General features: G+C 44.7%; 13 protein-coding genes, 1 pseudogene and 1 riboswitch. Of the genes and pseudogenes, 6 read left to right on the top strand and 8 right to left on the bottom strand.

Annotated elements, in window-relative coordinates:
• Positions 1-120: 120 nt before the first annotated feature.
• A riboswitch (FMN riboswitch) is annotated at positions 121-395 on the bottom strand.
• A gap of 139 nt (positions 396-534) precedes the next feature.
• A complete protein-coding gene (locus CXF83_RS00525; RefSeq protein WP_101091940.1) occupies positions 535-2,718 on the top strand; it encodes a S9 family peptidase in 2,184 nt (727 codons plus the stop codon).
• 11 nt (positions 2,719-2,729) lie between these two features.
• Positions 2,730-2,984 (top strand): annotated as a pseudogene (locus tag CXF83_RS00520) (GIY-YIG nuclease family protein); the annotation flags it as partial.
• A gap of 1,249 nt (positions 2,985-4,233) precedes the next feature.
• On the opposite strand, the gene CXF83_RS00515 reads toward CXF83_RS00520, so the two are convergent.
• Together CXF83_RS00515 and CXF83_RS00510 are read right to left on the bottom strand one after the other, a co-directional pair.
• A complete protein-coding gene (locus CXF83_RS00515) occupies positions 4,234-5,028 on the bottom strand; it encodes a DsbA family protein (RefSeq protein WP_232774994.1) in 795 nt (264 codons plus the stop codon).
• Positions 5,029-5,462: 434 nt separating this feature from the next.
• Complete coding sequence (locus tag CXF83_RS00510; protein WP_101091939.1) at positions 5,463-6,218, bottom strand: hypothetical protein; 756 nt, start codon at positions 6,216-6,218, stop codon at positions 5,463-5,465.
• 254 nt (positions 6,219-6,472) lie between these two features.
• On the opposite strand from CXF83_RS00510, the gene CXF83_RS00505 reads away from it, so the two are divergent.
• The gene (locus CXF83_RS00505) at positions 6,473-7,276 is read left to right on the top strand and encodes a class I SAM-dependent methyltransferase (RefSeq protein ID WP_101092011.1); all 804 of its coding nucleotides are present in this window, start codon (positions 6,473-6,475) and stop codon (positions 7,274-7,276) included.
• A gap of 91 nt (positions 7,277-7,367) precedes the next feature.
• On the opposite strand, the gene CXF83_RS00500 is transcribed toward CXF83_RS00505, so the two are convergent.
• The 6 genes from CXF83_RS00500 to hslR all read right to left on the bottom strand — a co-directional run bounded on the left by CXF83_RS00500 (position 7,368) and on the right by hslR (position 13,806).
• Positions 7,368-9,230 (bottom strand): M14 family metallopeptidase, encoded by a 1,863-nt coding sequence (locus CXF83_RS00500; RefSeq protein WP_101091938.1) that lies wholly within the window; start codon positions 9,228-9,230, stop codon positions 7,368-7,370.
• Between the two features lie 677 nt (positions 9,231-9,907).
• A complete protein-coding gene (locus CXF83_RS00495) occupies positions 9,908-10,117 on the bottom strand; it encodes a helix-turn-helix transcriptional regulator (RefSeq protein WP_101091937.1) in 210 nt (69 codons plus the stop codon).
• Entirely contained in the window at positions 10,114-10,539 is a 426-nt protein-coding gene (locus CXF83_RS00490; protein WP_101091936.1) for a hypothetical protein, read from the bottom strand. The genes CXF83_RS00495 and CXF83_RS00490 overlap by 4 nt, the downstream gene beginning before the upstream one ends.
• Before the next feature lie 217 nt (positions 10,540-10,756).
• Positions 10,757-12,298, bottom strand: coding sequence for a phosphoenolpyruvate carboxykinase (locus tag CXF83_RS00485; RefSeq protein ID WP_101091935.1), 1,542 nt, complete (start codon positions 12,296-12,298; stop codon positions 10,757-10,759).
• A gap of 233 nt (positions 12,299-12,531) precedes the next feature.
• Positions 12,532-13,392 carry an Hsp33 family molecular chaperone HslO gene (gene hslO / locus CXF83_RS00480; RefSeq protein WP_101091934.1) on the bottom strand — a complete coding sequence of 287 codons (861 nt, stop codon included), beginning with the start codon at positions 13,390-13,392 and terminating at the stop codon, positions 12,532-12,534.
• Between the two features lie 15 nt (positions 13,393-13,407).
• Entirely contained in the window at positions 13,408-13,806 is a 399-nt protein-coding gene (hslR, locus tag CXF83_RS00475) for a ribosome-associated heat shock protein Hsp15 (protein ID WP_101091933.1), read from the bottom strand.
• Positions 13,807-14,076: 270 nt separating this feature from the next.
• On the opposite strand from hslR, the gene gspC reads away from it, so the two are divergent.
• From gspC to gspE, 3 genes are all read left to right on the top strand, one after another.
• Positions 14,077-14,994 carry a type II secretion system protein GspC gene (gene gspC / locus CXF83_RS00470; protein WP_101091932.1) on the top strand — a complete coding sequence of 306 codons (918 nt, stop codon included), beginning with the start codon at positions 14,077-14,079 and terminating at the stop codon, positions 14,992-14,994.
• Between the two features lie 84 nt (positions 14,995-15,078).
• Complete coding sequence (gspD, locus tag CXF83_RS00465) at positions 15,079-17,271, top strand: type II secretion system secretin GspD (protein ID WP_101091931.1); 2,193 nt, start codon at positions 15,079-15,081, stop codon at positions 17,269-17,271.
• A complete protein-coding gene (gene gspE / locus CXF83_RS00460) occupies positions 17,264-18,835 on the top strand; it encodes a type II secretion system ATPase GspE (RefSeq protein ID WP_101091930.1) in 1,572 nt (523 codons plus the stop codon). The genes gspD and gspE overlap by 8 nt, the downstream gene beginning before the upstream one ends.

Raw genomic sequence — 18,835 nt, 5'->3', positions numbered from 1 at the left:
AGGGCGTACAGAAAATGACATGTGACTTTGGTCATATAAAAATGACAAAGGCATATGCTTAATAAGAGCTGTGCGTATTCACCGCAATGCGTAAAAGCACTTTGGATGACTAGCGTATTCTTATATTCTCTTTCATCCGGACTTAGTACATGCAGCGACATAGTGCGCTGTAGTATTCATTACCGTCGGCTCTGGAGTAGGTGCAACCTCAATATGACGTGCGTCATCACTAAGGCGTGTTTACCAGATCTGCTGACCCTACCTGTGGACCTCTTGTCGTATCGGTAGGCGCTCGCGGGCTTTTATGTCGTAATGGCCCACTTCATTCAATGAAATCGGTCATCAGTTAATAACTTACCGCCGGTGGGGAGTTACACCCCGCCCTGAGAATTATGCTTATCTTACGTTTGTTGATTAGATAAGCGCCGCCATGTTGCGTCAATTTGATTAAAATGACAAGCTGGCGAATACAGAAGTGTGGCCATGGTGATGAATTGTCTCGCCGCGATACTTTTGCCCATAAGGATGTGCCACATGAAATTGATTTTCGCTCTTACACTAAGCACCGTAATGCTACTCGGATGTACTAATATGACCGTAAAACCACAAATCGAACCCCCTAAAGCTGACAAAGTTCCGCATATCATGGAGCTGCATGGTGAAACTCGTGTCGATGACTATTACTGGATGCGTGACGATGAGCGTAAAGACCCTAAAATCATTGCTCACCTTAATGCTGAAAATGAATATACCGTGGCGCAATTTAAGCCTTACGACGCACTCAAAAAACAGTTATTTGAAGAGCTGATTGGCAGACTCGATAAAGATGAGTCGAGTGTGCCTTATTTTTGGCATAACCATTGGTATTACCGCTATTACAAAGCAGGTTTTGAATACCCAGTTGTTGCCAGAAAAGTCGAGTTGGCAAGCAGTGAAGAGTTGGTGTTACTCGATGTCAATGAGCGCGCTAAGGGTCATGATTTTTATGGTTTAGGCGGGGTGTCGGTCAGCCCTGATGAAACGACATTGGTGTTTGCTGAAGATCTGCTTAGTCGCCGAATTTACACCCTCTATTTTAAAGATCTTAACAGTGGTGAGCTAATCAAAGATAAGCTCGAAGGCACTGACGGGGACGTGGTATGGGCAAATGACAATCAGCATCTATTCTATATCGCTAAAGATCCACAAACTTTGCTCGGATATCAAGTGTTCCGTCATAAGCTAGGGACGGCTCAAACTGAAGATGTATTGGTGTATGAAGAGAAAGACGACACATTCTACATTGGCCTAGGCAAATCGCTCGATGAAACCTCGATTGCCTTGTACGCTGAAAGTACCGTTACCAGTGAAGTGTTAATGCTCAATGCCAATGCAGCCTTAGGCGAGTTTAAGCCGGTACTGCCTCGCGAAGAGGGGCATGAGTACTCAGTCTCTAAATTGGGTGATAGCTATTACATCTTAACCAACTGGCAGGCGAGTAACTTTAGATTAATGAAAGTGGCGGTTGATCAAGCTGCTGACAAACACGCTTGGCAAGATGTGATTGGCCACGATGAGCAATCGAGAATTGAAGACGTTTTACTGTTAAAGCAATACATGGTGGTGCAAACACGTGAGCGTGGTATCAGTCGGATCCATGTGTACCCAGTAAAAAACCAAAACTTTGATATCACCGCGGGCTTTGAGCTTAAATTCAATGACCCTGCCTATGTTGTCGGCTTTGATGTGAATGCCAACCAACTGAGTGATAAACTTCGAGTGTATTACTCTAGCCCAACCACGCCTGAATCTGTCTATGAGTATGATCTCACCGAACCAAATCAACGCCAACTGCTTAAGCAAGAACAAGTGCTTGGTAGCTTTGATGCAGAGCTTTACCAAGCAGAACGTGTCTTTATTAAAGCCAGAGACGGTAAAGAGGTACCGGTAACCCTGGTCTACCGTAAAGATATGTTCAATAAGGACGGTACTAACCCAATGTATCAGTATGGCTATGGCTCATACGGTTATACGGTTGAACCCGACTTTAGCTCCTCGATTTTAAGCTTGCTCGATCGCGGCTTTGTGTATTCCATCGCGCATGTTCGAGGTTCGGAAATGCTTGGGCGTAGTTGGTATGACGATGGTCGTATGCTCAATAAGCAAAATAGCTTTAATGATTTTGTTGATGTTACCCAAGCATTAACTGCGCAAGGTTATGCCGATAAAAACAAAGTCGTTGCGGCGGGTGGCAGTGCGGGTGGCTTGTTAATGGGCGGAGTGATAAACCAAGCACCACAAAGCTATTTTGCGGTTGCAGCTCACGTGCCGTTTGTGGATGTGGTCACCACTATGTTGGATGAATCTATTCCGCTAACGACCAACGAGTATGACGAATGGGGCAATCCGAACGAGAAAACCTATTTCGATTACATGCTGAGTTACGCGCCTTATGACAATGTAACACCACAAGCCTACCCCCACTTGTTGGTGACGACAGGCTTGCATGACTCACAGGTGCAGTATTTCGAACCTGCGAAGTGGGTTGCGAAGCTGCGTGATATGAAGACGGACGATAATGTGCTGCTGTTTGATACCGATATGGAAGCGGGACATGGGGGTAAGAGTGGTCGTTATCGCCAATATGAAGACAAAGCACAAGAGTACGCCTTCTTCATTGGCTTGCTAGGTTTAGGTAATGGTTTAGATAAGAGTCTGGATAAGGAAACTGCTAAGTAGTGGCAACCGAGTCAGTCTGGTTTTTGTATATGGTGCGCTGTGCAAACGGCCACCTATACACAGGCGTTACCACGGATGTTGCACGGCGCTTTAACGAACACCAGAGTGGTAATGCCAAGTCAGCCAAGTTCTTACGCGGTAAAGGCCCGTTGAGCTTGGTCTACTCTGAAACGGTAGGCGGTCGCAGTGATGCGCTTAAACGAGAAATAGCGTTAAAGAAGTGGCCAAGGTCGAAGAAGTTGGCGTTGATAGCCAACGATGGTTAACCATTGGGCATTCCGACATTCTGTCGAGTGTTTGTGGCTAGCAGTTGGAATCATAGAAGGTAGAGTATCAAGCTGCGCTTGACCAAAGTCGTGGCGCTTCGCCCACACACTGCTCGTCCTTATCCTCCTTGCATCCACCACGACGCCCCGACGAAGTTACATGCATTTGGTACGAGCCTCATACTCCAACAAAAATCGCCTAACGACTCAGATGGTACATCCATGTACCCCGAGCTTGAACCATCATCTGATAGGCAGGATGCCTGAATGTCTTGAAGTGCATGGATGCACGGGAAAGACCATGATGGTTCTACGGCATTTTTATCTCTGTATTTCGGCAACTTCGATGGGGAAGTGGGTGTTATTTGATAGCTTCGGATTTAGAGTTGGATCTAGTTTTTTTAAATTGAAAACACAAATGTTGGACCGTTGTGCTTTTATAAACCAGTGTAGATGCGGCTGAGGCCTTTGATGGCATGGATGCCATCGTAGAGCTTACAGGGCCAATTCTGTTCCATACAGAATTTGGCATTCCCTCCATCCCTGGAGGTCAGACGAACTTGCGGCGAGCCTCAGTAGCGTCTGCACATGCGCTGGCCGCAGTCATTGGAACCACAGATGTATCAAGCTGCTCATTAGCTTCAAGACAAAATACATGTCGTGGCGTTTCATGCATATTAGGCTAAAGCGTGTATCTGGCCATCAGGTTGTTCATTTTGAGTTGATCTATAGCGATATGAGGAGTGTCATTATGATGTAAGGAGCATCACTGATCATGTGTTCACGAATAGTACCCAACATCACCGCAGACCATTGGAACCAACAATATTGAAGTTAACTTTGGATTACGGAGTGACGATAAAGCTGAAGGAGATTATCGAACCTCAGCTGATAATCCAGCTGAGATCCTGAAAGGGTGGGCAGGACACTGTCGTACTTTAATACGCTTGCGGTCGGCATAACCAACCGAAAGCACATTAACCGACAACAGCACCCGCGCCGTGAAAGTTTGCTCTGTTAAGAGTTAATTTTAGACCAAATTTTAAGAATGAGTTATAAAAGTGAGTTCGAATCACTTATCTGGATGACAAATTTGACTCAATATCGAATTAGCCCATGCTCACGGAGCCGTTGATATTGTCGACGTTGAGGTCGCTTTTAGTTTGGCTATTTTGTGTTTATCAGGTATATGGAGGGGCTTCAATTTTGCGACAACATTAGGTCAGCTCCCTCTCATATCTTCTCTGGGTTATTGAAGACTTTTTTTCATTTCCTCAATGGTATTTTTTAATTTATCAGGGTTAAATCCACTGATTATTTTTATATTCTCTGCGGTTGGGTTAGACGTTGGCATCACAATAAGTGCAGGTGTTCCCTGGAAACCAAGCTGAGAAAAAAGTTGGTAATTATCATCTATACCATCAGTTTTATGTTCAGCGGCTTCAAAATCAGCTATTTGGATACCAGCAAGTTGTGCTTGCTGATTAATATCTGCTTTAGTGAGCTTTCCTTCATTCTTTCCAGTAGCAAAAATACTGTCATGGTAAGTCATATAGGCTTTGCTGCCCTTTTGTTTAAAAATCCATTGACCTACTTTTGCTGCATACATAGAAGGCTTCCAGCGTTGCGCGAATATGGGCGTCTCTTTAAAAATAAATTTCACATCAGGATTATCTTGGATCAATTGCGTAATAATCGGTGATATTTTTGAGCAATATACACATTGATAATCAAAAAACTCAATAACACTTACTTTGCTATCTTGAGGACCTATAAAAGGTGTTTTCTTGTCTTGAGTGAGTTGTTTGGCCATTGAGACCGCAACTTCAACTGCTTTCTGGGCCATTTCAGCTTTTTTCTGTTGGTTTAATTTCTCAGACGCTTTAATTAAGAACTCAGGGTGCTGAACGAGGTAATCACTGACAACCTCACCAAGCTGGTCTTTTTGGGCCTGATTAAGGTCAGTTAGATCTAATTTATTGGTGTCGCAAGCACTAACGCCAAGCGCGATGAATAGAGGAACTAATATCTTTTTCATAGACATTTTTTAATCATTTATAGTGTGGGATATTAAGTCAAAAACAGTAAACCTTTAATTTGTTATGTAAAGTTAACTATTGTCCATCTTTCACTTGATTGGGGTAAAACCTATTTCCTTGTTGTTTGAGATCTTAGATACAACCCTCAGCCGCCAATATTCGATGGGAATATCTGTACTGCCGTTGGCCGCAGGTCATTGGCACCATCAATTTCAATGTTTCGGAGTTAGGCTTTAGATAGGGGATGTCGCTGAGATAAAGCTAAATGGGGTGGGCAGGGCACTGCTGTACTCTAGTGTGCTTTCGGTCAGCATAACTGACCGGTAAGCACATTAATCGACAACAGCACCTGCGCCGGGAAGGTTTACTCATTTAAGAGTTAGTTTTAAAAGCGAGTTTGAATCGCTTATCTGGATGACTAATTCGACTCAATGCCGAATTAGTTCATGCTCACAGAGCCGTTGATATTGTCGACGCTGAGGTCGCCGCTACCTGAATCAACAATGCTAAGGCCTTTGGTGTTGTCGACTTCGATGTCACCAGAGCCGTCGTCAATAACGACATGGCCATTGATGTTGGTGACCGTCATATCTCCAGAACCATCATTAATGTTGGTATCGCCACCGATCCCTTTTACGTTGATAGACCCAGAACCATCTTCTAGGGTGAGCTTGCCTGTGGTGTTGCTAATTGATACTGAGCCAGAGCCGTCGATGATGCTGAGGTTATGTCCGCCTTGAATCCAAAGATCACCTGAGCCATCCTCAAGGTCGATATTTGCTGAGACATCTTTGATCTCAATATCACCAGAGCCATCTTCAAGCTTAAGCATCATAGTGGCGGGTACTTGAATGGTTAAATCAATATAGGGAGAGCGGCTGAAGTTGATATTGCTGTCAAACTCGGCGATCAATTTTGCGTTGCTCCCCTTTCTATTTAAGCTTAAATCGGCTTTAACATCGCCATAGGTGTATATGTCGGCAATGACGGTGATCTGAGTGAGTCCTTCAATGCCTTGGATCTTCAAGTCTCCAGCACCCGTATCGGCGATGAGTGTGTCGATGCCAGCGGCTTCAATCTTAATTGTTTTTTTCTGGTGATCCATAGGACCGGCACTCGCGCCATTAACATTGATGATGCAACCGGAGAGGGTTAGCGTAATCGCTGCGGCAAAAAGGCTAGAGAGTAGTTTCATTAGAAGATGTCCTTGTTATTTTTGTTTTTTATTTTAGTGATCAATATTTAGTCATACTGCTTTGCTTTTTAATGTTTGCAGGTAACGTGCCAAGTGGTTATCTAATTGTTTTAATTATGATGTTTTATTGTTATCTTAATTTGCAGTGGTGAATTAGCTCATCAAGTTGGCCAAAATCAACATTAGTGGTGATTTTCCTCAAGGCCTTGATAGTAAAGAATCAAATTAGCACTATTAGAATGGAAGCCAAAATCATGGATTATTTATCAGTAAACCAACAAGGTTGGGATCGCCGCGTACAAACGCACGTCACTTCAGATTTCTACGATGTTGCTGGTTTTTTAGAGGGTAACAGCTCTTTACAAGAGATAGAGCTAGCGGCGTTGAAGGTAGCAGGCAAAAGCTTATTACACCTACAGTGCCATTTTGGCTTAGATACACTGTCATGGGCGCGACTTGGCGCCAAGGTGACTGGTGTGGATCTTTCTATCGCGGCGATTGCACAAGCCAATTCATTGGCAACTCAAGCAGGGTTGGATGCTGACTTTGTGTGTACCGATGTCTATAAGGTGACGGAGCAGGTGGCTGGCCAGTTCGATATCGTGTTTACCTCTTATGGCGCCATCGTGTGGCTACCGGATTTAGACAAGTGGGCCCAGACTGTAGCGAGTAAGCTCAAGGCTGGTGGCCAGTTCTATATGGTGGAGTTTCATCCAGCTCAGGCTGCCTTTGAAGGTTATAGCTATTTTCATCAAGATGAACCCGATATCGAAGATGAGGCTACCTACACCGAGAATGCGACAGATGAAACCGATACTTTTGTCAGTTGGGCGCACTCTTTATCAGATGTCATTAATGCGTTGATTGGTGCAGGTATTGAAATTGAGTCATTCAATGAGTTTCCCTTCAGCCCCTATGACTGTTTTGAGGGGCTAACCAAAGAGGCTGTTGAAGTCGAGTTACCGGCAGGTAAAACACAATGCGAGCGTTTTTATGTAGAGCAGCAAGGCCAGCGTTTACCGCTGACCTATGCCATCTCAGGATTCAAGAAAGCTTGAGCTAGATAGGCGTTACTAAAGCAGCGCCTTATGGCGCTGCTTTTAGCTAAGTGAATGTAAAGCTATGCTTATCTAGGTTTAATCTGACAAGCTAGTTACTGCGCAGTACTGGGTACTTTTGGTATTCGTTATCATAGTAAGGGCTACGCTCATAGAACCAACGCAGTCTTGCCTTAGGGTTGGCAGCAAATTCACTGTCTTTTAATGCTTCATTAAACTCAGCTTGCAATGCTGGGTCTTGTTTAAGCATTTTGGCCGCCAGTGGTTCAACCGCGTAGTTTTCAATATATTCGGTGCGAGTGAAAATAGGGTTAAAGAAACCCCACTGAAACAGTGAATCAGGCGATTGTGGTTCAAGCAGCAGTATGGCTAAGTCACCCAAAGGTTGCTCGGTATCGATACGGACTGTACCGACGGGTAACGTTGTGGTGATGTTGTTGCTACTGACCTTGGCTTCGACGCGCTGGTGGCCTTCGTAATCAGCAGTGCCAAACTTAGCGCCTGCAAATTGATATTGTTGCAACTTTTGTTTGCTTGGTTTGGTGAGGGTGGTCATGCGGATACCGTGAATACTCAATCGCTCAATTACGTCTGTCCATTGAGGCGGCACAAAATACGCCGTTGGACGATTAACTTTGATATCTGCTTTAGTCCCCCCAATCACTGGTAAGTTCTCGTATAGCTTGGGCTCACCATTCCAACGCACAATCTCGCTACCACTAATGGCACTTTGCTCCATTGAGTAGCCGATGCCTTTGAAGTCCCAACCCTGTTTCTGCTGTTCTTGTTTCCAAGTTAATGTGAGTCGTGGCGAGTAGCGATACTTATCTTGCTGAATAGCAGTCTTTAGCTTGGTTGATTCTTTGCCAATGGTTTTCAACGTGGCTTCGAGCATGACATAAGTGCCAAGTACTCGCTGCTTAAACGGTTTTAAGCTGTGGTTCTCTATCAAGATGGTCGGCAGATGGCGTGCGTCGCCGTAGCCATTAGAAAAACGCGGACTGGCGTTCCACAAAGACATTCCTTTAGTGATGTCTGTATTGTCTAGCGCGAACACTAGTGGCCCGGGGGTATGACCTTCATTTACAAGCGCAGCTTCAATTGCTGGGCGATAACTGTGCTCTAACCACTTATAGCTTGCAGGGCTCTGACCTTGAGCTAAGTTATAGCCAAAGGTAACATCGTACTGATAGTCGATGCCATCGGTAACGTGTATGTCAATATACAGTTCAGGTTGCCAGATATTGATAGCCCGCAGCATATGCTGCATTTCGAGTGTATCAGCTTTAGCGTAGTCACGATTAAGGTTGAGATTATTGGCGGTAGTACGCCAACCCATGTTTAACGGGCCTCTCTGATTGACGCGATTATATTCTGTTGAGCGCTCGTGGGCGTCGACGCTGAAAATAGGCACAAACAGCAAGTTAGCATGGTCGAGCAGCGATGCTTTACCGCCGAAGATGATATCTCGTAGTAACATCATGCCAGCGTCTTTACCGTCGATTTCGCCTGAGTGGATCCCCGCTTGTACTAACACACTTGGTTTACTGTTCTTCAGTAACGTGACGGCATCTTCGGCGCCTTCTTTGGACGCGACAATCATCCAAATATCACGCCCTTGTGGACTTTTACCTATGCTGACTTTTTTAAGCATATCGCTTTGGGCAATGAGCTTATCTAACCAGGCAAATGTTTCGTCGTAACTTGGGCTGGTTTTAAGGCCGTTCTTTTCAAAAGGGGTCGCCCACTCACTGTCAGGAGCCGCTAACAGCGATTCGCTTTTTCCATGCCATTCAATATTAGGCGGTAAAATGGCGTCATTAACGTAAGTTGTTGCCAGTTGAGGCGGGGTGTCGTGTTCAGCTGCAACAGTGCATAAGCTGGTGGCACTTGTCGCAAGCGCAATAAGGCCAGTAAGGGCGACGTTCCTCGTCTGGATGGGTGTTAGGCGCATGATAGGATATCCATCTATTAGATCAATTTAGAATTATTATAAGTCCTTTATATTTCATCAAAATGCCAATGAGTGCAATAGGATAACTGTGTCTAATTATGCTGATTGGTCGAGTTACGGTATGGCATTAAGGACTTTGGTTTATAAGAAGTCTTCAACGTACTCCGGCAACTTTGATGGGGAATGGTTGTTAACCGTTAGTTTGAAGGGAACAATGAGTTTTATCGTTTTCTGTTGTGAACTCAATGGCCGAATGCTTGTACTTTTCTAACCCAGTGAAGATGTGGTCGAGGCCGTCGAAAACAGGGCCAATTTTATTCCCGGCATCATCCATCTCTGGAAGTCAGATGTTTTCGTTGAGCTTACAGTGACCCATTCTTTCATAAAGCATGACAGCGAGCTTCAGTCGCGTCTGCACATACGGTCGCTCATTCACATCTGACCCATAGGGATATGGGAAATGTCGTTATGATGTCGGGAACATCATTGACCATGTGATCAAGACATTCGGAGATCCTGTCCAGCACCACCGCAGGTCATTGGAACCATAAATACATAAAGTCACGCAGATAGTGTCGCTTTGTCCACGAAAAGGGAAAGGTGAGGTATTTGCAGCTATAGAATGAGACATCCATTGCGCCAATGAATAAGTCCTCCCGTAAGGAGGACCTATTTACCTAACCCACTTCTACTTCTGTTTCATCTTCGAAGATAGCTTCAATTGGCATCTCGAATAAACGGGCAACTTTGAAGGCCAGCGGTAAACTGGGATCGTACTTGCCTTTTTCAATCGCATTGATGGTTTGCCGTGAAACTTCGAGTTTGTCAGCCAGATCAGCTTGGGTCCAATCTCGTTCAGCTCTAAGTACTTTGAGACGATTTTTCATCGGTAGGCTAACCTTCCTTTAATAATGCCAACCATATAGGTCAAGGCGATGAGTGCAATGAGATAAGAGCTGTTTAAAGGCGGTAAGGTACCTGCTTTAGCTAAGATTGAATAGCTAGAAAAGCTAATAATGGCAACACCGACAGCTAGCGCTAATGCATCAAGCTGTACTTTACGTTCCAATTCATCGAGTTGGGTGAGAAAGTGTTTGTAAGACAGCAGCATAGCGATACCTATAACGGTATGTATCCCAAAGGCGATAGTAAGAGTGAGTACGCTATCAAGCATATCCGTTTTGGCTAAATAGGTGCTAATCATAAGGGTCAGCGCCCAAAGCAGTGCCAGTAGGTTAACCCGATTGGCATTTTTCAGATCGCGCTTAGGCAGCCCTTTGGCACAGATTGCACTTAGTATGTTCTTCATCGATACAGTTCCTTTTGTTTTGCTGTAATGTAAAGTAAGCTTGACTTAAAGTTAGGCTTGTTTGATATGTAAGTCAAGTAGGCTTTACTTTAAGTTTGATTCACTTTACTTATTAAGGGCTGAATCTAATCGTTAAACTAACGATTTTAAGTCAAAAAAAATCCCCGTTTAGCTGAGCTAAACGGGGATTTTTAAGCACTTACGCTAATGATTGGCGTTAAGCGTTTGGTCCTGCATTCTTGATTGCATCAGGCACTTGGTATTTTTCAAAGTTAGCTTTAAAGCTGTCAGCTAAGTGCTGTGCAAACTCTGCGTATTGTTGCTTATCTTCCCAAGTGTTGATTGGGTTTAACAAATTACTGTCTACACCTGTGACCGACACTGGTACATGTAGGTTTAGCTTTTCAAGGTGCTCAGTTTCAACATCTTTTAGCTCACCGCTGACTATCGCATCGACAATGGCGCGAGTCGTTGGGATATCAAAACGCTTACCAATCCCGTGTGGACCACCAGTCCAACCTGTATTGACCAAGTACACTTGGCTACCAAATGATTCGATACGCTTCATTAATAGCTCAGCATATACGCCTGCTGGGCGTGGGAAGAAAGGTGCGCCGAAGCAAGTTGAGAACGTTGACTGAATGGCGGCTGTTGAACCCATCTCAGTAGAACCCACTTTAGCGGTATAACCCGACAAGAAGTGATACGCAGCTTGCTCTTTGGTTAGCTTAGAAACCGGTGGTAATACACCCGAAACGTCGCATGTTAGAAATACAACTGCATGAGGCTCTGCACCGCAGTTTTCCTCTTTACGTTGAGCGATGTGCTCAAGTGGATAGGCTGCACGGGTATTTTCTGTCAGTGAAGAGTTTGTGTAATCAGGTACACGGTTCTCATCGGTGACGACGTTTTCAAGTACAGTGCCGAAACGTATAGCATCCCAGATCACAGGCTCGTTCTTCTCACTAAGATCGATACACTTTGCGTAACAACCGCCTTCGATGTTAAATACGCCACCAGGTGCCCAGCCATGTTCATCATCACCGATAAGGAAACGTTTAGGATCAGCTGAAAGGGTTGTTTTGCCCGTTCCTGATAGACCGAAGAACAGTGTGGTGTCGCCGTCAGTACCCACGTTAGCTGAGCAGTGCATTGGTAATACACCTTTCGCTGGAAGTAGGAAATTTTGTACCGAGAACATCGACTTTTTCATCTCGCCAGCATATTTAAGGCCAGCAAGTAGCACTTTGCGTTCTGCGAAATTTAAGATGACAGTCGCATCTGAATGAGTACCGTCACGCTCTGGCACACATTCAAAACCGGGTGCATTGATGATCTGCCAAGTCGGCTTATCAGCCGCATTAAACTCTTCTGGAATGATGAAAAGATTACGGGCGAATAGTTGGTGCCATGCATATTCAGTTGTTACAGTAACAGGCTGGTAATGCTCTTTACTTGCACCGACTTCTAGATTCGATACGAAAGTGTCTTTATCCGCTAAGTATGCTTCAACACGATCCCAAAGGGCGGTAAAAGCGTCAGCTTCAAATGGCTTGTTGACGGGGCCCCATTCAATATCAGCTTCTGAGCTAGACTCTTTCACGATAAAGCGGTCATTGGGTGAACGACCAGAACGTTCGCCGGTTTTTGCAACTAAAGCACCGTTTGCAGTCAATTCACCTTCGCCGCGTGCTAACGCAAGCTCGACTAATTGGCCTGTAGAGAGGTTAAGGTACTCGCGGTTAGATCCATCCGCCATGTGTAAGGTCTCCATCTGTAGGGTCGTTTAAGTTTGCCGGTCTATGGCGCCAGCTATTTTGTCTGAGGCGATTGTAACGTATGCGCAATTGAATATGTGCACTAGTTCAAAAAAAAGCTTAAAAAGTGACTACTGCTACATCATGGTGCCCGATATTCATGTTAGGAGGGCAGATTTTAATCATAAAAAAGGCGCTCAATGAGCGCCTTTAATCGATTTAATTAATTTAATGACTACTGAGTGACATCACTGCTTGGGGCAATAGCATAAATCGCTTCGACATCAATGCTGTCAAATACATACTTACTATTGCAGTACTCACAACCCATCTCGATTTTACCTTCCTCTGCAATAATAGAATCAATCTCTTCTTTAGCGACGGTGCGAATCGCTTGAGCACTACGCTCTTTTGAACATGTACAGCTAAACGTAACCGCAACAGGGTCGAATAAAAGGACCTCTTCTTCATGGTACAAGCGATGCAGTACATCCTCGGCTTCAAGCTCAAATAGCTCTTCTTGCTTAACGGTTTCAGTCAACACTGATAAGTGTTCGAAATCGTCATTATGCTCGCCGTCAGTAGGCAACACTTGCAGGAATATACCGGCCGCTTGCTTAGTGTTTGCAAACAGCTTTATTTTAGTCGGTAGCTGCTCTGACTGTTCAAAATAAGCCTCTAAACATTCGCCCAATGTTTCCTTGTCGAGTGCGACCACACCTTGGTAACGCTCGCCATCATTAGGCGTTAAGGTGATAACCATGTGTCCTTTGCCAAACAGAGCTTGTAGTGGAGCATCATTGGCAATGTCTCCAGTCCAGCGAGAAACGCCGCGCAGCTGCTGTAGGTTATTACCATTTATGACGGCTAATGATACCGGGCCATCACCTTGCAATTGAATGCTAATATCGCCGCTGAATTTTAATGTGGCTGTTACCAGTGATGTCGCAGCCATCAATTCACCCAATAGATGTTGAATGGCCAGTGGGTAGTCATGCGCTGCAATGACTTCTTGGTAGCTCTTTTCTAGTTGTACCAATTCACCACGCACGCTAGCGTTCTCGAACAGGTAACGATATAAATTGTCTTTAGTCATTTCGGTATTCCAATTTTAGCTTTCTTTAAAGCGCATGATTTGACGACGCTGCTTCTTATCCGGCTTCTGCTCTGGAGCGGGATTATGAAGTATATTTAAACGTCTTTGCTCGGCATATGTCTCACGTTTAGCTATGCTTTGCGGTGTTTCTTCATAAAGGGTTTGCGCGATTAACCCTTTTTGGCGATGTTCGGACATTTTTATGATGACGATCTCTTTTTCGTCATACCCTTGCCTTAATCTAATGGTGGCCCCTACCTCGGCATATTTACTCGATTTGGTACGTTGGCCGTTGTAGTGTACTTTACCACCATTAATCATCTCTTTTGCGATGGCGCGAGTCTTATAGAAGCGTGCGGCCCAGAGCCATTTATCTAGCCTGACTTTTTCTGCTTGTTGCTCGTTGTCGTTCATGAGCGACTCCAGTGGTAGATTAACCTTTGTTAAAGTAGGGGTAAGTTCACAAGCTGAGTATTAAGATACAAATGAGTGTGTCCCTACTCGTATAATAGTGGCGTGCTTCACACCCTTTTAAGGCGCGTAAAGTTAGCATGTTTGGCCTATTATCGCCAACATTGCTGCTGTTATGGGCTTGTTGCGGGGTGCAGTGTAGGTTAGCATGAGTCAGGATTGGCTAAATTATCATAATCAGAACAGAGACCTGTGCAGAGGGTCCACATAAATATGGATTTATTAGATAAGTTTTTAACTAAAGCGGCTACAGTGCCTCAAAAACCTGTTAGCTCCGCGATATTTAGTATCGGTGTTGTGCTAATGCTGTTTCTATTAGCGCAGATCACATGGAAGTTAGTTCCTGAAAATTCAGCTGTTTCTCGCTGGACGCCGACACCTGCCTCTTCGACAGTTTCGGGGGCAGTTAACATCTCAGGCTTGCACGATTTAGGGTTATTTGGGCGTACTGACGGTACTTCTACCAAACCTAAAGTTGCTCCAACAGAAGAGGTTATTACCGACGCACCCAAAACATCGCTGTCAATTCAATTGACTGGCGTGGTTGCATCAACAACTGAGCAAAAAGGTTTAGCGGTGATTGCGTCAAGCGGTAGCCAAGATACCTATGGCTTGGGCGACAAAATTAAAGGCACATCAGCGTCGTTAAAAGAGGTCTATGCCGATCGTATTATTATCACTAACAGTGGCAGATACGAAACCTTGATGTTGGATGGACTTGAATACAACACCAACAGCAATGCTAATCAGCAACTGCAACAAGCCAAGAGCTTACCTAAAAGCAGAAAAATAGATCAACGTAAAAACCGTGAAGTGGCCCGTGAGTTAAGTCAGTCACGTGAACAAATCTTGGCTGATCCCAGTAAAATTACCGATTACTTAGCAATCTCACCCGTTAAAAGTGGTGGAGAGATCGCGGGCTACCGACTCAATCCCGGTAAAGACAGAAAGCTATTTATTGAGGCGGGTTTTAAGCCCAATGATTTGGCAAAATCGATTAATGGTTATGACTTGACCAATATGGGTCAAGCATTGGAAGTAATGGGGCAATTACCAGAAATGACTGAAATTGCCTTAATGGTTGAGCGTGAAGGTCAACTGATCGAAATTATGTTTAGCTTGCCGCAATAAAAGAGCAGCAACCAATAAAAATAAAGGCTGCTGCAATAAATAATTGAGCTTGCCGCAATTAAAGGTTTTAGGGGACGTATTACAATGAATAATAAAAGGATTAGACGCAGACTAATCGCTGGCATCGTCATGGGGGCATCATTACTCGCACCACAACTTGCTTGGTCTGAACAATATGCGGCTAACTTTAAGGGCACTGATATTCAAGAGTTCATCAACATTGTTGGTAAGAACTTGAATCGCACTATTATTGTCGATCCTACCGTACGCGGCAAAATTAATGTTCGAAGTTATGACCTTTTAGATGACGACCAATACTATCAATTTTTTCTCAATGTACTTCAAGTCTACGGTTACGCTGTTGTCGAAATGGATAACAACATCATTAAGGTCATCAAGGATAAAGATGCTAAAACAGCGTCAATTCGAGTTGCTGATGATAATGCGCCTGGAATGGGTGACGAGATGGTCACTCGTATCGTTGCGCTTTATAACACCGAAGCTAAGCAGTTAGCGCCATTGCTACGTCAGTTAAATGATAATGCCGGTGGCGGTAACGTAGTGAACTACGACCCATCAAACGTATTGATGATCTCGGGCCGTGCTGCCGTGGTCAATAAGTTAGTTGAAATTGTGCGCCGCGTTGATAAACAGGGCGACACCGCTGTTGAAGTGGTCAAACTTGAATTTGCCTCAGCGGGTGAAATTGTCCGTATCGTCGATACTCTTTATCGTTCAACGGCTAATCAAGCCAAAATGCCAGGCCAAGCGCCTAAAGTTGTGGCTGATGAACGTACTAACGGCGTTCTGGTCAGTGGTGACGAAAAGAGCCGTCAGCGTGTTGTTAAGTTAATTAGACAATTAGATGCTGAGCAAGCGAGCACGGGCAATACCAAGGTACGTTATCTACATTACGCTAAAGCTGAGGATTTAGTTGAAGTGTTAACTGGTTTCGCTGAACAACTGGTGGACGACAAAGGTGGCGCAGCTCAAGGTACTAAGAAGCGCCGTAACGAAATCAATATTATGGCGCATAACGATACCAATGCGTTGGTTATTAGTGCTGAACCTGACCAAATGCGCACGATTGAAAGCGTGATCAATCAGTTAGATATTCGCCGTGCTCAAGTACTGGTTGAAGCCATTATTGTTGAAGTCGGCGAAGGCGACGATGTTGGTTTTGGTGTGCAGTGGGCAACGGCTGCAGGCGGTGGAACACAGTTTAACAACTTAGGCCCTACCATTGGCGAAATTGGTGCCGGTGTTTGGCAAGCACAACCAGAGAAAGCATCGCAAACATGTACCGGCTCTGGAATTAATCAAACCTGTACTGATAATCCTGATACAAAAGGTGATATCACCTTGCTGGCACAAGCTTTAGGCAAAGTGAATGGTATGGCTTGGGGCGTGGCAATGGGCGACTTTGGCGCGCTAATCCAAGCTGTGTCGAGCGATACCAAGTCAAATGTACTTTCAACGCCTTCTATTACTACACTTGATAACCAAGAAGCAACTTTCATAGTGGGCGATGAAGTACCGATCCTTACCGGTAGCCAGAATTCAAGTAATGGTAACAGTAACCCATTTCAAACCGTTGAACGTAAAGAGGTCGGTGTTAAGCTAAAAGTGCTTCCTCAGATCAACGAAGGTAATGCGGTTAAGCTAACCATTGAGCAAGAAGTCTCTGGCATTAACGGTAAAACTGGTGTCGATGTTACGTTTGCCACTCGCCGTTTAACCACGACTGTCATGGCAGATTCAGGTCAGATAGTGGTGCTGGGTGGTTTAATTAAAGAAGAAGTGCAAGAGTCCGTACAAAAAGTACCATTTTTGGGCGACCTCCCGATTATTGGTTATCTGTTTAAGTCATCTTCTAGCGGCAAGAAAAAGACCAACTTAATGGTGTTTATTAAGCCCACGATTATTCGAGATGGTATTACCATGCAAGGTATCGCAGGTCGCAAGTACAACTATTTCCGTGCGCTGCAACTTGAGCAACAAGAGCGTGGTGTTAACTTGATGCCAGATTCTAATGTGCCAGTTCTGGAAGAATGGGATCAAGAGGCATATCTGCCCGATGAAGTGAACGAAGTGCTGAATCGTTATAAAGACGGTAAAGGGCTAGATACTAAGATGCGCCAAACAGATGCTGCTTTAAAGAGTATTTCTGAGAATAAAAATACTGACGCAGAAAAAGCACAAGCGGCTGAAGATGCTGCTGAGGCCGCAAAGGCAGAAACCGCAACTGATATTGATAAAGATTCAGCTGATGAGTGATAATAAGATCCAAGCAGATGATGAACTAGCACAAGTATCGAATGAGCTTGGGCTAGTGTCTGAAGCAGAAGCTGACGAAGTCTTTCACTCGACGAGCAAAGAGCGGTTGCCCTTTGCATTTGCGCATCGATTCAACGCTGCATTAGATAAAGATGAACATGGCGTTTTATCGCTTTACCATACCAACGGCACCCCGTTATCGGCGCTGCTGGAGGCTCGTCGTTATAGTGGCAAGTCGTTACCACTGGTCAAGCTAGAGGATATTGCGTTTGAAACACGCTTAACCCAAGCGTATCAAGCCAATTCATCAGAAGCGCAGCAAATGATGGAAGATATTGGTAACGAGATGGACTTGTTTACCATCGCAGAAGAGCTACCTCAAACAGAGGATCTGCTTGAGGGTGACGATGATGCGCCGATCATTAAATTGATCAACGCGCTCTTGTCTGAAGCGATTAAAGAAGAAGCTTCCGATATCCATATCGAAACCTATGAAAAGCAACTTGTTGTGCGTTTCCGCGTTGACGGTATCTTAAAAGAAGTCCTAAAGCCTAACCGCAAACTATCGTCACTATTAGTGTCGCGTATTAAGGTAATGGCGCGATTAGATATTGCAGAAAAACGCGTCCCGCAAGATGGTCGTATTTCATTGCGTATTGCTGGTCGAGCCGTTGATGTACGTGTATCGACTATGCCATCAAGCCATGGCGAACGTGTAGTACTGCGTTTACTCGATAAAAATGCTGGCAATTTAGATCTGGTTCAGCTGGGAATGACAGAAGCTGTTCGTGTCAAATTCGATGAGTTAATCCGCAGGCCCCACGGTATTATCTTGGTCACCGGGCCCACTGGTTCTGGTAAAAGTACCACCTTGTATGCAGGCTTAACCGAACTCAATTCAGTTGATACCAATATTCTAACCGTCGAAGATCCTATCGAATATGAGTTAGAGGGTATTGGTCAAACGCAAGTAAACACCAAGGTTGATATGACTTTTGCTCGTGGTCTGCGCGCTATTTTGCGTCAAGATCCTGATGTGGTCATGATTGGTGAAATTCGAGATCTTGAAACGGCGCAAATTGCCGTACAAGCTTCGTTAACCGGTCACATGGTGCTATCAACACTGCATACGAATACTGCATCTGGTTCTATTACGCGGTTACAAGATATGGGTGTTGAACCTTTCCTTGTTTCGTCGAGTTTGTTGGGCGTGCTCGCACAGCGATTGATCAGAACCTTATGTAAGCACTGTAAAGAAGAACATGTACCCGACGAGCGTGAAAGAGAGCTACTGGGTATTGCATTTGATGACCCACGTACAATCTACCGTGCTAAAGGCTGTCAGATCTGTGGCCATAATGGCTACCGTGGCCGTACCGGTATCCATGAGCTGCTCATTGTCGATGATCATGTCCGTGAATTAATCCATACCGGTCGCGGAGAGCTAGCGATAGAGAAACATATTCGCAAAACCGTGCCGAGTATTCGTCATGACGGTATGAGTAAAGTGCTTGCAGGGAAAACCACCCTTGAAGAAGTGCTGCGTGTCACTCGCGAGGAATAA

The sequence above is a fragment of the Shewanella sp. Choline-02u-19 genome (assembly GCF_002836205.1).
Classification (GTDB): Bacteria; Pseudomonadota; Gammaproteobacteria; order Enterobacterales; family Shewanellaceae; genus Shewanella.
The sequence above is the reverse complement of the archived record's forward strand: the minus strand, read 5'-3'. Positions and strand labels throughout refer to the sequence as shown.

Excerpts from the sequence above, each read along its gene's own strand:
- CXF83_RS00525 (WP_101091940.1), top strand. The coding sequence starts at position 535 with ATGAAATTGATTTTCGCTCTTACACTAAGCACCGTAATGCTACTCGGA.
- CXF83_RS00515 (WP_232774994.1), bottom strand. The coding sequence starts at position 5,028 with ATGTCTATGAAAAAGATATTAGTTCCTCTATTCATCGCGCTTGGCGTT.
- CXF83_RS00510 (WP_101091939.1), bottom strand. The coding sequence starts at position 6,218 with ATGAAACTACTCTCTAGCCTTTTTGCCGCAGCGATTACGCTAACCCTC.
- CXF83_RS00505 (WP_101092011.1), top strand. The coding sequence starts at position 6,473 with ATGGATTATTTATCAGTAAACCAACAAGGTTGGGATCGCCGCGTACAA.
- CXF83_RS00500 (WP_101091938.1), bottom strand. The coding sequence starts at position 9,230 with ATGCGCCTAACACCCATCCAGACGAGGAACGTCGCCCTTACTGGCCTT.
- CXF83_RS00495 (WP_101091937.1), bottom strand. The coding sequence starts at position 10,117 with ATGAAAAATCGTCTCAAAGTACTTAGAGCTGAACGAGATTGGACCCAA.
- CXF83_RS00490 (WP_101091936.1), bottom strand. The coding sequence starts at position 10,539 with ATGAAGAACATACTAAGTGCAATCTGTGCCAAAGGGCTGCCTAAGCGC.
- CXF83_RS00485 (WP_101091935.1), bottom strand. The coding sequence starts at position 12,298 with ATGGCGGATGGATCTAACCGCGAGTACCTTAACCTCTCTACAGGCCAA.
- hslO (WP_101091934.1), bottom strand. The coding sequence starts at position 13,392 with ATGACTAAAGACAATTTATATCGTTACCTGTTCGAGAACGCTAGCGTG.
- hslR (WP_101091933.1), bottom strand. The coding sequence starts at position 13,806 with ATGAACGACAACGAGCAACAAGCAGAAAAAGTCAGGCTAGATAAATGG.
- gspC (WP_101091932.1), top strand. The coding sequence starts at position 14,077 with ATGGATTTATTAGATAAGTTTTTAACTAAAGCGGCTACAGTGCCTCAA.
- gspD (WP_101091931.1), top strand. The coding sequence starts at position 15,079 with ATGAATAATAAAAGGATTAGACGCAGACTAATCGCTGGCATCGTCATG.
- gspE (WP_101091930.1), top strand. The coding sequence starts at position 17,264 with ATGAGTGATAATAAGATCCAAGCAGATGATGAACTAGCACAAGTATCG.